A 12,776-nucleotide genomic window follows, 5' to 3' on the forward strand; every position below is an offset into this window, starting at 1 on the left:
CACAAGGTATTGAGGAGATCGTCAGACCACTTCCAGCCGAATCTTGTGCTGGCTCAGCAATTGCGCCAAAGCCGGCACCGGTTGCTGGTCGGTCACTAGGCAGTCGATCAGGCTGATGGGCCCCAGGCGGACCATGGCGTTGCGCCCGAATTTGCTGGAGTCCGCCGCCAGCAGCACTTGCCGGGCGTTGGCGATGATGGCTTGGGAGACCCGCACTTCCTGGTAGTCGAAGTCCAGCAGGCTGCCGTCTTCATCGATCCCGCTGATGCCCACCAGGGCGAAGTCGACCTTGAACTGGTTGATGAAGTCGACGCTGGCCTGGCCTACCACGCCGCCGTCACGTCGTACGTTGCCGCCGGCGATCAGGACTTCGAAGTCGTCCTTGGCGCTGAGGATCGACGCCACATGCAGGTTATTGGTAATGACCTTCAGATGGTTGTGATTGAGCAGCGCCCGGGCAATGGATTCGGTGGTGGTGCCGATGTTGATGAACAGCGAGGCATGATCGGGGATCTGGGCGGCGATGGCTTCGGCGATGCGTTGCTTCTCGTCGCGCATCTGATCGGCGCGCATGGCGTAGGCGGTGTTTTCCACGCTTGAATCGTAGGCGGCGCCGCCGTGGTAGCGACGCAGCAGGTTCACTTCCGCCAGTTGATTGATATCGCGGCGAATGGTTTGCGGGGTGACGACGAATAGCTGCGCCATTTCCTCGATGCTGACATAGCCGCGTTCGCGGACCAGTTCGAGGATTTGCTGCTGGCGGGGAGGCAGATTCATGGGGCTTCCTTTGGGCTGCCGTACAAAATTTGCCCATGATGCCGCAGGAATCCACTCCCGACCAGTTTCAGAACCTTATCAGGCTTTATTCAGCGTCTTCATGGGGTTCCCAGTCACGGGTGCGACTGACCGCCTTCTGCCAGCCGGCATAGAGTTTTTCCTTCGCCTGTTCGTCCAGCTGCGGTTCGAATTCGCGCTCGATCACCGCTTTGCCGCGCAGTTCTTCCAGGCTGCCCCAGAAGCCGCACGCCAGGCCGGCCAGGTACGCAGCACCCAGGGCGGTGGTTTCACGCATTTTCGGGCGTTCGACCCGGGTACCCAGGATGTCGGCCTGGAACTGCATCAGGAAGTTGTTCGCCACCGCGCCACCGTCGACGCGCAGGGCCTTGAGGCGTTCACCCGAATCCTGTTGCATGGCGTCGAGTACGTCGCGGGTCTGGTAGGCAATCGACTCCAGCGCCGCGCGAATGATGTGATCGACGCGTACGCCGCGGGTCAGGCCGAACAGCGCGCCACGGGCATAGGGGTCCCAATACGGTGCGCCCAGGCCGGTGAAGGCGGGCACCAGGTACACGCCGTTGCTGTCCTTGACCTTGTTGGCAAAGTATTCGGTATCCAGCGCGTCGTTGATGATCTTCAGCTCATCGCGCAGCCACTGGACCGTGGAGCCGCCATTGAACACCGCGCCTTCCAGGGCGTAGGCGACTTCGCCGCGCGGGCCGCAGGCGATGGTGGTGAGCATGCCGTGATTGGATTTGACGGCCTTGCTGCCGGTGTTCATCAGCAGGAAACAGCCGGTGCCGTAGGTGTTTTTCGCCTGGCCTGGCTCCACGCACATCTGGCCGAAAAGGGCCGCCTGCTGGTCACCGGCAATGCCGCCGATGGCGATGCCGCTCTTGGTGCGGCCATAGATCTCCGAGGACGATTTCACTTGCGGGAGCATTTCGCGGGGGATGTCGAGGATGTCGAGCATCTTCGCGTCCCATTCCAGCGAGTGAATGTTGAAGAGCATGGTGCGCGAGGCGTTGGTGTAGTCGGTGACGTGGACCTTGCCACCGGTGAATTTCCAGATCAGCCAGCTGTCGACGGTGCCGAACAGCAGTTCACCGTTGCGTGCACGCTCGCGGCTGCCTTCGACGTTGTCCAGGATCCACTTGAGCTTGGTGCCGGAAAAGTACGGGTCGGTGACCAGGCCGGTGGTTTGGCTGATGTATTGCTCGTGGCCATCGCGCTTGAGCTGCTGGCAGATTTCGGTACTGCGGCGGCATTGCCAGACGATGGCGTTGTAGATCGGCCGGCCAGTGGTCTTGTCCCAGACCACGGTGGTTTCACGCTGGTTGGTGATGCCGATGGCGGCCACCTGGTCATGGTGCAGGCCAGCCTGGGCGAGGGCTTCGACCATGACCGCGCTCTGGGTGGCGAAGATTTCCATCGGGTCGTGTTCGACCCAGCCGGCCTGTGGGTAATGCTGGGCGAATTCGCGCTGGGCGGTGCAGACCACGTTGGCGTCACGGTCGAAGATGATCGCGCGTGAGCTGGTCGTACCCTGGTCGAGGGCAATGATGTAGTTCTTGTTCTGTATGTCGGTCATGTCGATTGCCTTGGGACGTAAATTAGGGAAGAAGCCACGGCGCAGGCTCGAATGGCAGGAGCCAGCGTCGACTGTTTCAGGACGTTCTGGGCTTGCCGTCAATGGCCGGTTCTGCATCCTTTGTAGCAGTTATGGCGCTGGGCAGGTGGCGGGCAATCAAGCCGCGATAGGCCGCAGCACCCAGGCACGCCCCCACAATCGGGGCAAAAATCGGAACCAGGAAGTACGGGATGTCGCGTCCGCCCGTGAGGGAAATTTCACCCCAGCCGGCGAAGAAAGTCATCAGTTTAGGACCGAAGTCCCGCGCCGGGTTCATCGCAAAGCCTGTCAGCGGCCCCATGGAGCTGCCGATCACCGCAATCAGCAGGCCGATCAGCAGTGGTGCCAGTGGGCCACGGGGTAAACCATTGTTGTCATCGGTCAGGGACATGATCACGCCCATCAGGATGGCCGTAATGATCACCTCCACGAGGAAAGCCTGGCCGGTGGACAGCGCTGCGTGCGGGTAGGTGGAAAACACCGACGCCAGTTCGAGGCTGGCTTCGGTGCCCCGAATCATGTGCCGGGACTGTTCGAAATCGAAGAATAGGTTGCTGTACAGCGTGTAGACCAGAAGTGCGCCGCAGAAAGCACCGGCCACTTGGGACAGCATATAGAAAGGCAGTTTGCGCTTTTCGAAGTCAGTGAAAATACACAGGGCAATGCTGACGGCGGGGTTGAGATGGGCGCCGGAAATGCCCGCGCTCAGATAGATCGCCATGCTGACGCCGACGCCCCAGATGAGGCTGATTTCCCACAAGCCGAAGCTGGCACCCGCGACCTTGAGCGCCGCGACACAACCAGTTCCGAAAAAAATCAGCAGGGCAGTGCCCAGGAATTCAGCCAGGCATTGGCCGGACAGGGACGGCTGTTGTAAAGCAGTTGTCATTCAAACCTCGGTTTTTTGTTGTTTTGCTGCGCCTTCGATAAAGCTCGATTGCGCGATCTCCACCGAGGCAGGATCCCCATCCTGATCTCGGGTTGCTGCTTGAGACCTGCGATATGACTTTCAGTTTCGAAAAAATATAGACAAGAAACGCTGATGTCAAAGGTCGAAAGTGAACCATCGGTCACATTTCAACTATTCGTGGCGTGAATGACTCTTCCACTGACGGTGGGTCACCGTACTCGCGACCCCGTCCCAAGCCTTTTCGCTGGCGATGGCTTAGAATCCGGCCACTCTTTTTTCATTTCCTTGTCAGGAGCAGTCATGACACCCGCGTTGGATCTGCTTAAGAAAGTGCGCGCCGAACATCGCATCCACAGTTACGAACACGATCCCAAGGCCGCGTCCTACGGTTTGGAAGCGGCGGAAAAGCTCGGCCTGGATCCGGCGCAGGTGTTCAAGACGTTGTTGGCGGCCAGCGAAAAGGGTGAACTGTTGGTGGCGGTGGTGCCTGTGGCCGGAAGCCTGGACTTGAAAGGCCTGGCCCATGCCGCCGGGGTGAAAAAGGTCGAGATGGCCGACCCAGCCGCCGCGCAGCGTTCGACCGGTTATTTACTTGGCGGCATCAGCCCGCTGGGGCAGAAGAAGCGCCTGCGCACTTTTATCGACAATTCCGCACAGCCGCTCGCCAGTATGTTTGTCAGTGCGGGACGGCGCGGCTTGGAAGTCGAGTTGGCGCCTTCGGTATTGAAGGAGCACACCGGGGCGACGTTTGCTGACATTGGACGTGCTTGATTAACGGCTGCGCAGCCGAGCGGGAGCAAGCGTTCTCGCCACAAGGGTGTGAAAGGCTAAGCTAGGAGTCAGAGCTTCCATCCCATGCTGTAGGGTGAAAATTCTACTGATCTGTCACTGGTTAAGCTGTGCCGCTGCACCGCATGCTGGCGCATCAAAAAAAGGAGAAGTGCCATGCAGCTTGCGTTTCATCAGGTCGATGCGTTCAGTGACCGGCCGTTCGGCGGTAACCCGGCGATGGTCTATAGACTCGACGGCTGGCTTGCCGATGACTTGATGCAGAAGATCGCCGCCGAACATAACCAGGCTGAAACCGCGTTTCTGGTGCGTGAAGGCCAGCATTGGCATATCCGCTGGTTCACGCCCGCCACCGAAGTCCCGCTGTGCGGGCACGCTACGTTGGCCAGCGCTTATGTACTGTTCGAGGTCTACCACGAAACGGTCGAGCGACTGGATTTCATCTGCAAGTCCGGTTCGTTGAGCGTTACGCGCGAAGGTGATCGGTTGTGGCTGGATTTTCCGGCTGTCGTGCCTGCGGAGTTGGGCGCGTCCTTGGCCGTCCAGAGTGCCTTGGGTGTCGAAGCGGTGGACGTGCTGAGTTCCAACGAGCTGTTCGTGGTGCTGGAATCGGAGCAAGCGGTACTCGATTGCAAGCCGGACATGGCGGCCTTGGCAAAACTGCCTTGGCCGGGCGCTATCGTGACCGCGCCGGGGAGCAAGCATGATTTTGTCTCGCGCTATTTTGCCCCGGCGATTGGCATCAACGAGGACCCAGTGACCGGCTCGACCCACTGCAGCCTGATTCCCTATTGGTCCAAGCGCTTGGGCAAGCACGGGCTGACGGCTTACCAATGCTCGGCCCGGGGCGGGGCGTTGTTCTGCCGGTTGGAGGGGGAGCGGGTGAAGATCGGCGGGAATGCGACGTTGGTGGCCAGCGGGACGTTGATGCTGGGTTGACTCTGCACTCAAGCCAATGAGACCAACTGTGGGAGCGAGCTTGCTCGCGATAGCGGTGGTTCAGCGTACATCGATGCTGAATGTGCCTATGCCATCGCGAGCAAGCTCGCTCCCACAGGATTTATGGATGGCAGCTGATTTGTGCCTGCTGCAAATTCCCTTGTGGGGCGGGAGCTATCAGCTGGCGGTGCTATAGCGCCGTACACCGCTGTCCACCGGCGGGATGTGCGCCGCGGTGCTGCCCGAGGCCTGGAACAGCACCAGGTGTTCAGCGGCCACACGGATGCCGACACTGTCCCCGAGCTGATGGTCGGCGTGGCTGGGAAAGATCGATTCCAGTTGCGCGCCTGTGGGCAATTGCAGGCGATACAAGGTTGAAGCGCCCAGGAAGGTCTTGCCGACAATGCTGGCGGTGAGCGGGCTGTCCGGTGCATAGACGATATCGTCTGGGCGCAGCAACACATCCACCGCACCGCCGATGGGCCAGGTGTAGGCCCGGTTACCGCGCAGGGTGCCCAACTCGGTTTGCACCGATTCCGGGCTGTCGAGCCGGCCGCGAATGAAGTAGCCCTGGCCAATGAAGCTGGCGACGTATGGCGTCAGAGGTTCGTGATACAGGTTGTAGGGCGTGTCCCACTGTTCCAGTCGACCTTCCTTGAATACCCCGACATGGTCACTCACGGCGAAGGCTTCTTCCTGATCGTGTGTGACCAGGATCGCGCTGGTGCCGCGGGCCTTGAGAATATCGCGCACTTCATGGCTGAGCTTGCGTCGCAACTCGCCATCGAGGTTGGAGAACGGCTCATCGAGCAACAGCAGTTGTGGTTCTGGTGCCAGCGCGCGGGCCAGGGCCACGCGTTGTTGCTGGCCGCCGGACAACTCATGGGGAAAGCGCTTGCCCAGGTGCTTCAGATTGACCAGTTCCAACAACTCTTCGACGACGCGATCCTTGTCCGGATGCTTGCGAATGCCAAAGGCGATGTTCTCGGCCACGCTCAGGTGGGGAAACAGGGCATAGTCCTGGAACACCATGCCGATACGGCGTTTTTCCGGGGCGAGGGTGAAACCGGCGCGGGAGATGGTTTCCCCGGCCAATTGGATTTCACCCTCGTGCACCGGTTCGAAGCCGGCGATGGCGCGCAACGTCGTGGTCTTGCCGCACCCGGACGAACCGAGCAGGCAACCGATATCGCCGGCATTGAGGTGCAGGTTGAGGTTCTGCACGACCCGCTGGTTTTGGTAGCCGCAGGCCAGGTTATGCAAATTCAGCAGCAGCGAATGGCTCATGCGTGGTGATACGCCGGCTCGACAAGGAACTCGAGCAGTGCCTTTTGCGCGTGAAGTCGATTTTCTGCCTGGTCCCAGGCCACCGAGCGCGGGTCGTCCAGCAAGTCGAAGCTGATCTCCTCGCCACGGTGGGCCGGCAGGCAGTGCATGAACAGCACGTCGGCATCCGCCAGGTCGAGCAAGGCCCGGTTGACCTGTAGCGGCGCGAACAGCTTGAGGCGCTTGGCGGTTTCTTCTTCCTGGCCCATGGAGGTCCAGACGTCGGTGCTCACCAGGTGCGCACCGGCCACGGCCTGTTTCGGATCACGCACGATGGTCACCCGGTCCCCGGCCTTGGCGAGCAGTTCGGCATTGGGGTCATAACCTTCAGGGCAGGCAATGCGCAGCTGGAAGTCGAATTGCAGCGCCGCTTCTATATAGCTGTTGCACATGTTGTTGCCATCGCCGATCCAGGCCACGGTCTTGCCCTGGATCGAGCCGCGATGCTCGAGGAAGGTCTGCATGTCGGCCAGCAACTGGCAGGGGTGCAGGTCATCGGACAGGCCATTGATGACGGGTACGCGGGAATGGGCCGCGAACTCGGTCAGGGTGCTGTGGGCAAAGGTACGGATCATCACTGCATCCAGCATGCTAGACATGACGATGGCGCAATCGCTGACCGGTTCGCCACGGCCCAGTTGGGTGTCGCGGGGCGACAGGAAGATCGCCTGGCCGCCCAGCTGGATCATGCCGGCTTCGAAAGAGATGCGGGTGCGGGTCGATGACTTCTCGAAGATCATCCCCAACACGCGGTTTTTCAAGGGCTCGAACAGTACGCCGCGGTTACGCAGGTCCTTGAGCTCCACGCCTCGACGGATCACGCCGAGCAACTCATCGGGCGTGAAATCCATCAGGGAGAGAAAGTGCCTTGCGCTCATGATTGACTACCTTTTTGTAACTGACCGCAGATGCTCAAAGCCTTGTTTATTCAAAAAACGGGCGAGACCTGCGGCAAAAGCCGCACGGGGCGACGAAATAGGGGAAGGCGCGATCTTATAATTAAATGTCGCGTCTTACCAATAGGGCTACGGTTTTTGGGGATTTCAGCGAGACCATCACGCGAATGCGATGGCATATTTGTGGCCGGTTTCCTGACAGCAGCGACCCATTTGTACACTGGCGTTGCTTGGCTTGGCAATCAAGCGCGGCGGGCGCGCGATGGATGAGGGGCGGTTTGCGCCGTGGCCCCCCAGCCTTTCGCCGGTCTGGTGGTGGTCGTGAAACATTTCCTAATGCAAAGGCCTGAGTTATAAATGAGCCTCAGCGGCACAGGAGCCCGAAATGGATTCGAAAGAGCAACAACTGATGGAACTGCTGGGGCTGACTGCACGATCGCTGACGCACCTGACGGCTTCGGTGACTTCCATGTCATTCGAATTGCTGCGCAGCGATGACGAGGTGACCAAGGCCGCGGGCCGTCGGATGATCGATCGCATGGCCACTATCAGCAGCGGCCTCGACGAGCATTGGCGGCTGATTGGCGAGCTAACGGGTGTGCCCATTGCCCAGGAGCAGGTGGAAACCGTCGAAGAAATCCAGATGCTGGCACCGCCTCCCGACCAGCCTTGACGCCCTCTCATCGGTGGGCCTGATGCCCGGCAATTCACAGGACGAACGTCGCTGGCGCTGCCGGGAATCACGCGCCATAGTTTTGTTCCCGCGGCCGAAAGCGCCCGCCACGAATAAAACAGAGACTGGCCATGACCAAGACTCTCCACCACCGTGCGTGCCACTTGTGTGAAGCCATCTGCGGCTTGACCCTCGAAACCACCGAAACCGACGGCCAGGGCCTGGTGATCACCTCGATCAAGGGCGATGCGCTGGACACCTTCAGTCGCGGTCACATTTGCCCCAAGGCGGTGGCGCTGCAAGATATCCAGAACGACCCAGACCGGCTGCGCCAGCCCATGCAGCGCGTTGGCAATGAATGGCAACCGATTGCCTGGGACGACGCCTTCGCGTTGGTGGCCGAGCGCCTGGCGGACATCCAGGCGCGCCATGGCCAGAACGCGGTGGCGGTCTACCAGGGCAACCCCAGCGTGCATAACTATGGGCTGATGACCCACAGCAACTATTTCCTGGGCCTGTTGAAAACCCGCAGCCGTTTCTCGGCGACTTCGGTGGACCAACTGCCCCATCACCTGACCAGCTACTTGATGTACGGTCACGGCCTGCTGCTGCCGATTCCGGACATCGACCACACCGACTTCATGCTGATCCTGGGCGGCAACCCGCTGGCGTCCAACGGCAGCATCATGACCGTGCCGGACGTGGAGAAGCGCCTCAAGGCGATCCAGGCCCGTGGCGGCAAGGTGGTGGTGGTCGATCCGCGCCGCAGCGAAACGGCGGCCATTGCCAACCAGCACGTCTTTGTACGCCCCGGCGGTGATGCTGCGCTGCTGTTTGGTTTGCTCAATACATTGTTCAGCGAAGGCCTGACCCGTGACAGCCACCTGCCGGTGGACGGCCTGGACGAGGTGCGCGAGGCCGTCGCCACTTTCACAGCTGAAGCCATGAGCCCGCTCTGTGCGGTGCCTGCAGCGCAGATCCGGCAATTGGCCCGCGACTTCGCCGCCGCGCCGTCAGCGGTGTGCTACGGGCGGATGGGGGTGTCGACCCAGGCGTTTGGCACGCTGTGCCATTGGCTGATTCAATTGATCAACCTGGTCACCGGCAATCTTGATCGGGTAGGCGGGGCGCTGTGCACCGAGCCAGCGGTGGACCTGGTCGCTACCACCTCGGGCGGGCATTTCAACCGTTGGCAGAGCCGGGTGTCCGGGCGTCCCGAGTACGCAGGGGAGTTGCCGGTGTCGGCCCTGGCCGAGGAAATGCTCACCGAAGGCGAAGGCCAGATTCGTGCGCTGGTCACCGTGGCCGGCAACCCGGTGCTGTCCACACCCAACGGGCGGCAACTGGAGCAGGCCCTGGACGGGCTGGAGTTCATGGTCAGCCTCGATTTGTACATCAACGAAACCACGCGTTACGCCGACCTGATCCTGCCCTCGACCTCGGCCCTGGAGAACGATCATTACGACACCACGTTCAACCTGTTCGCGGTGCGCAACGTGACCCGTTTCAACCGGGCGATCCTGCCCAAGCCCGAGGGTGCGCTGCACGATTGGGAAATCTTCGTCGGCTTGGCCAAGGCCTTTGCCACCCGAACCGGCAAGGAGCTCAAGCCGACCATGCCGCCGGCGCAGATGATCGATTTCGGCCTGCGTAGCGGGGCGTATGGCGACGCCTCGCCGCACAAGCTGTCCCTGACGACCCTGTTCGGTCATCCCCATGGCATCGACCTCGGTGCGCTCAAGCCCAACCTGGCTGCACGCCTGAAAACCGAAAACCAGCGGGTGCAGGCTGCGCCAGCGGTGATACTCGCCGATCTTGCGCGCTTCGCTGCGTTGCAGGCGCCAAAACCGGACGAATTGCTGATGATTGGCCGCCGCCATGTGCGCAGCAATAACTCCTGGATGCATAATTTTCATCGACTTGTGAAGGGCAAGCCGCGTCATCAGTTGTTGATGCACCCGGATGACCTCGCCAGTCGTGGCCTGGTCGACGGGCAACGGGTGACCGTCAGTTCGCGGGTGGGCGTCATCGAAGTCGAGGTGCTGGGCAGCCTGGACATGATGAAAGGCGTGGTCAGCCTGCCCCACGGCTGGGGCCATGCCCGGCCGGGCGTGCAGATGACCATCGCCAGCGGACAACCGGGCTCCAGCGCCAACGACCTGACCGATGATTGTCAGCTCGATGAGTTGTCCGGCAACGCGGCACTCAACGGCGTACCGGTGAAGGTGGCGGCTGCGTAAAATTGTCTCTGGAGCAGGTTCGGCTTTCCGTTACAATGCGTCACCGTGTCGACAACTTAAGTCGCAAAAGTTTTAAGCCGAGGTGCTCCATGGATATCATCGAAACGATTAAAGACCAGATTGCCAACAACACCATCCTGCTTTACATGAAAGGCTCGCCGAACGCGCCACAGTGCGGTTTCTCGGCCAAGGCTGCTCAGGCTGTGATGGCGTGTGGCGAGAAGTTTGCCTACGTGGACATCCTGCAGAACCCGGAAATCCGCGCCAACCTGCCCAAGTACGCCAACTGGCCAACCTTCCCACAGCTGTGGGTGGGTGGTGAACTGATCGGCGGTAGCGACATCATGACCGAGATGGCTGCTGACGGCTCTCTGCAGGCCACGATCAAGGCAGCTGTGGAAGCAGCAGCGGCGAACAAGACCGAAGCCTGATCCATGAGGTTCTGTTCACTACACCGGTTGTGGTGAACACGAACCACTGTGGGAGCGAGCAAGCTCGCTCCCACAGTGGATTTAGGTGGGCCTGGAAACCCAGGTAATAAAAAGCCCCGCCTCTCGAAAGAGGGCGGGGCTTTTTAGTGGCTTGCTTTCGGGGAAGCTTACTCTTCACCCATCTGCGATTGCAGGTAGTTCTCAAGACCGACTTTGTCGATCAGGCCCAATTGGGTTTCCAGCCAGTCGATGTGCTCTTCCTCGGATTCGAGGATGTCTTCCAGCAGTTCACGGCTACCGAAGTCGCCAACGCTTTCGCAGTGGGCGATAGCGGCCTTCAGGTCGGTGTGGCCGGTGCGCTCGATACGCAGGTCGCACTCAAGCATTTCCCGGGTATGTTCGCCGATGTGCAGCTTGCCCAGGTCCTGGACGTTCGGCAGGCCTTCGAGAAACAGGATGCGCTTGATCAGCTTGTCCGCGTGCTTCATCTCGTCGATCGATTCGTGGTACTCGTGCTTGCCCAGCTTGTTCAGGCCCCAATCCTCGTACATGCGTGCATGCAGGAAGTATTGGTTGATCGCGACCAGCTCATTGGCAAGGATCTTGTTGAGATGCTGGATGACTGTAATGTCGCCTTTCATGATGAGGCCTGCCCTGTAATAGCCGTGTATAAGGCGGAGTTTGAGCCGCGCATTTACGAGTGTCAAACCTAAGTTATTGAATAATAAATGAAAATTAATCGGAATAAGAATGTTTGTGTTCCGCGTCTGGACGCTAAGCAATTGATTTGCAGGCATAAAAAAACCGGACACTGGGTCCGGTTCCTTGAAAATTGTTTATTACGTGCTGTTACGCGGCGCTAAATTCTACCGGGTAGGGGATCGAGGCCTGTGCCGTTTGCACTTTGGCGAGGGTTTCACGAACCACTTCCTTGGCCAGGCAGGCACATTTGCCGCATTGGCTGGCTACGCCGGTGGTCTGGCGGACTTCGCGATAGCTGCAGCAACCTTCGTAGATCGCTTCGCGGATTTGCCCGTCGGTGACGCCAGTGCAGAGGCATACATACATAAGTGAGAACCGTCGCTGGTTGTGACTCAATTGAGACGGATCTTAATGTTAACGAGAATGATTGTCAAAGTGGTTTCTCAAGGTCTTGCGCCTGAGTGTTGCCAGGCTGACGAACGGTTTGTCCAGGACAATTGAGGCTGCATGAAACCGGACGGCGATTTTTCGATGTCACCGAAAAACCGTTGAAGACAGTCCAAATGCGCGGTGTATGATGGTCGGCCCTTGCAAGCGGGTTCGTGTCACAGGGCTGTCGCCTGAGGGTGACAGGCTGGCCCGGACCATGTTTTCACGCTATTACATCAGGAGATACCCAATGAGCGTACTCGTAGGCAAACAAGCCCCAGACTTCACCGTTCCAGCCGTCCTCGGCAACGGCGAAATCGTCGACAGCTTCACCCTGTCCTCGGCCATCAAAGGCAAATACGGCCTGGTGTTCTTCTATCCACTGGACTTCACCTTCGTCTGCCCGTCCGAGCTGATCGCACTGGATCACCGCATGGATGATTTCAAGGCGCGCAACGTCGAAGTGGTCGCTGTTTCGATCGACTCGCACTTCACCCACAACGCCTGGCGCAACACCCCGATCAACAATGGCGGTATCGGTCAGGTGAAATACACCATGGCTGCCGACATGAAACACGAAATCGCCAAGGCCTATGACGTTGAGTCCGAAGGCGGCGTGGCCTTCCGTGGCGCGTTCCTGATCGACGACAAAGGCGTTGTCCGTTCGCAGATCATCAACGACCTGCCACTGGGCCGTAACATGGAAGAACTGATCCGTCTGGTCGATGCGCTGCAATTCCACGAAGAGCACGGCGAAGTTTGCCCGGCCAACTGGAAAAAAGGCGACAAGGGCATGACCGCTTCGCCTGAAGGCGTTGCCGCTTACCTGGGCGAGCACAGCGACAAGCTGTAAGCGCACCGAGGCATAAAAAAACCGGCCCATGATGGGCCGGTTTTTTTATGGGCGTTTCAAACTTGTCGGCTGAAACACAGGACCTTATGGCGAGGGAATTTATCTGTGGGAGCAAGGCTTGCCCGCGATGGCTGCGATGCGGTCTTCCAGAAACCGAGTCGCCTGTGTCGCGAGCAAGCTT

The 12,776-nt window shown here is 59.7% G+C and carries 13 protein-coding genes; 6 read left to right on the top strand and 7 right to left on the bottom strand.

Annotation, left to right across the window (positions count from 1 at the left end):
* Nucleotides 1-21: 21 nt before the first annotated feature.
* The 3 genes from AB4O22_RS02860 to AB4O22_RS02870 form a co-directional block, all read right to left on the bottom strand.
* Nucleotides 22-777 carry a DeoR/GlpR family transcriptional regulator gene (locus AB4O22_RS02860; protein WP_003204973.1) on the bottom strand — a complete coding sequence of 252 codons (756 nt, stop codon included), beginning with the start codon at nucleotides 775-777 and terminating at the stop codon, nucleotides 22-24.
* An 85-nt stretch (nucleotides 778-862) separates the two neighbouring features.
* Nucleotides 863-2,368, bottom strand: a complete 1,506-nt coding sequence (gene glpK, locus AB4O22_RS02865) for a glycerol kinase GlpK (protein WP_003204972.1) — start codon at nucleotides 2,366-2,368, stop codon at nucleotides 863-865.
* Between the two features lie 76 nt (nucleotides 2,369-2,444).
* Nucleotides 2,445-3,296 carry an MIP/aquaporin family protein gene (locus AB4O22_RS02870; RefSeq protein WP_003204970.1) on the bottom strand — a complete coding sequence of 284 codons (852 nt, stop codon included), beginning with the start codon at nucleotides 3,294-3,296 and terminating at the stop codon, nucleotides 2,445-2,447.
* Between the two features lie 321 nt (nucleotides 3,297-3,617).
* Between AB4O22_RS02870 and ybaK the strand changes: the two genes are divergently transcribed.
* The gene (gene ybaK, locus AB4O22_RS02875; RefSeq protein ID WP_003204968.1) at nucleotides 3,618-4,088 is read left to right on the top strand and encodes a Cys-tRNA(Pro) deacylase; all 471 of its coding nucleotides are present in this window, start codon (nucleotides 3,618-3,620) and stop codon (nucleotides 4,086-4,088) included.
* 174 nt (nucleotides 4,089-4,262) lie between these two features.
* Nucleotides 4,263-5,045, top strand: a complete 783-nt coding sequence (locus AB4O22_RS02880; protein ID WP_027911865.1) for a PhzF family phenazine biosynthesis protein — start codon at nucleotides 4,263-4,265, stop codon at nucleotides 5,043-5,045.
* Between the two features lie 177 nt (nucleotides 5,046-5,222).
* On the opposite strand, the gene AB4O22_RS02885 is transcribed toward AB4O22_RS02880, so the two are convergent.
* Together AB4O22_RS02885 and argF are read right to left on the bottom strand one after the other, a co-directional pair.
* Complete coding sequence (locus AB4O22_RS02885; protein WP_003204965.1) at nucleotides 5,223-6,332, bottom strand: ABC transporter ATP-binding protein; 1,110 nt, start codon at nucleotides 6,330-6,332, stop codon at nucleotides 5,223-5,225.
* Nucleotides 6,329-7,249: an ornithine carbamoyltransferase gene (gene argF, locus AB4O22_RS02890; RefSeq protein ID WP_003204963.1), complete on the bottom strand. Its 921-nt coding sequence runs from the start codon at nucleotides 7,247-7,249 to the stop codon at nucleotides 6,329-6,331. The genes AB4O22_RS02885 and argF overlap by 4 nt, the downstream gene beginning before the upstream one ends.
* 403 nt (nucleotides 7,250-7,652) lie before the next feature.
* Between argF and AB4O22_RS02895 the strand changes: the two genes are divergently transcribed.
* The 3 genes from AB4O22_RS02895 to grxD all read left to right on the top strand — a co-directional run bounded on the left by AB4O22_RS02895 (nucleotide 7,653) and on the right by grxD (nucleotide 10,611).
* Nucleotides 7,653-7,940, top strand: coding sequence for a hypothetical protein (locus AB4O22_RS02895; RefSeq protein WP_003204960.1), 288 nt, complete (start codon nucleotides 7,653-7,655; stop codon nucleotides 7,938-7,940).
* A gap of 131 nt (nucleotides 7,941-8,071) precedes the next feature.
* Complete coding sequence (locus tag AB4O22_RS02900) at nucleotides 8,072-10,180, top strand: molybdopterin oxidoreductase family protein (protein WP_460095849.1); 2,109 nt, start codon at nucleotides 8,072-8,074, stop codon at nucleotides 10,178-10,180.
* A gap of 89 nt (nucleotides 10,181-10,269) precedes the next feature.
* Nucleotides 10,270-10,611, top strand: a complete 342-nt coding sequence (gene grxD / locus AB4O22_RS02905; RefSeq protein WP_018614171.1) for a Grx4 family monothiol glutaredoxin — start codon at nucleotides 10,270-10,272, stop codon at nucleotides 10,609-10,611.
* Nucleotides 10,612-10,778: 167 nt separating this feature from the next.
* On the opposite strand, the gene bfr is transcribed toward grxD, so the two are convergent.
* Together bfr and AB4O22_RS02915 are read right to left on the bottom strand one after the other, a co-directional pair.
* Nucleotides 10,779-11,252 (bottom strand): bacterioferritin, encoded by a 474-nt coding sequence (gene bfr / locus AB4O22_RS02910; protein ID WP_003204954.1) that lies wholly within the window; start codon nucleotides 11,250-11,252, stop codon nucleotides 10,779-10,781.
* Between the two features lie 208 nt (nucleotides 11,253-11,460).
* A complete protein-coding gene (locus AB4O22_RS02915; protein WP_003204952.1) occupies nucleotides 11,461-11,679 on the bottom strand; it encodes a bacterioferritin-associated ferredoxin in 219 nt (72 codons plus the stop codon).
* 313 nt (nucleotides 11,680-11,992) lie between these two features.
* Between AB4O22_RS02915 and AB4O22_RS02920 the strand changes: the two genes are divergently transcribed.
* Nucleotides 11,993-12,595: a peroxiredoxin gene (locus AB4O22_RS02920; protein WP_003204949.1), complete on the top strand. Its 603-nt coding sequence runs from the start codon at nucleotides 11,993-11,995 to the stop codon at nucleotides 12,593-12,595.
* The last annotated feature ends 181 nt before the right edge of the window (nucleotides 12,596-12,776 follow it).

This window comes from Pseudomonas sp. S3_B11 (assembly GCF_054667715.1).

Coding starts and splice junctions, on each gene's coding strand:
- ybaK (WP_003204968.1), top strand. CDS start 3,618: ATGACACCCGCGTTGGATCTGCTTAAGAAAGTGCGCGCCGAACATCGC.
- AB4O22_RS02860 (WP_003204973.1), bottom strand. CDS start 777: ATGAATCTGCCTCCCCGCCAGCAGCAAATCCTCGAACTGGTCCGCGAA.
- AB4O22_RS02920 (WP_003204949.1), top strand. CDS start 11,993: ATGAGCGTACTCGTAGGCAAACAAGCCCCAGACTTCACCGTTCCAGCC.
- bfr (WP_003204954.1), bottom strand. CDS start 11,252: ATGAAAGGCGACATTACAGTCATCCAGCATCTCAACAAGATCCTTGCC.
- AB4O22_RS02900 (WP_460095849.1), top strand. CDS start 8,072: ATGACCAAGACTCTCCACCACCGTGCGTGCCACTTGTGTGAAGCCATC.
- AB4O22_RS02880 (WP_027911865.1), top strand. CDS start 4,263: ATGCAGCTTGCGTTTCATCAGGTCGATGCGTTCAGTGACCGGCCGTTC.
- glpK (WP_003204972.1), bottom strand. CDS start 2,368: ATGACCGACATACAGAACAAGAACTACATCATTGCCCTCGACCAGGGT.
- AB4O22_RS02915 (WP_003204952.1), bottom strand. CDS start 11,679: ATGTATGTATGCCTCTGCACTGGCGTCACCGACGGGCAAATCCGCGAA.
- AB4O22_RS02895 (WP_003204960.1), top strand. CDS start 7,653: ATGGATTCGAAAGAGCAACAACTGATGGAACTGCTGGGGCTGACTGCA.
- argF (WP_003204963.1), bottom strand. CDS start 7,249: ATGAGCGCAAGGCACTTTCTCTCCCTGATGGATTTCACGCCCGATGAG.
- AB4O22_RS02885 (WP_003204965.1), bottom strand. CDS start 6,332: ATGAGCCATTCGCTGCTGCTGAATTTGCATAACCTGGCCTGCGGCTAC.
- AB4O22_RS02870 (WP_003204970.1), bottom strand. CDS start 3,296: ATGACAACTGCTTTACAACAGCCGTCCCTGTCCGGCCAATGCCTGGCT.
- grxD (WP_018614171.1), top strand. CDS start 10,270: ATGGATATCATCGAAACGATTAAAGACCAGATTGCCAACAACACCATC.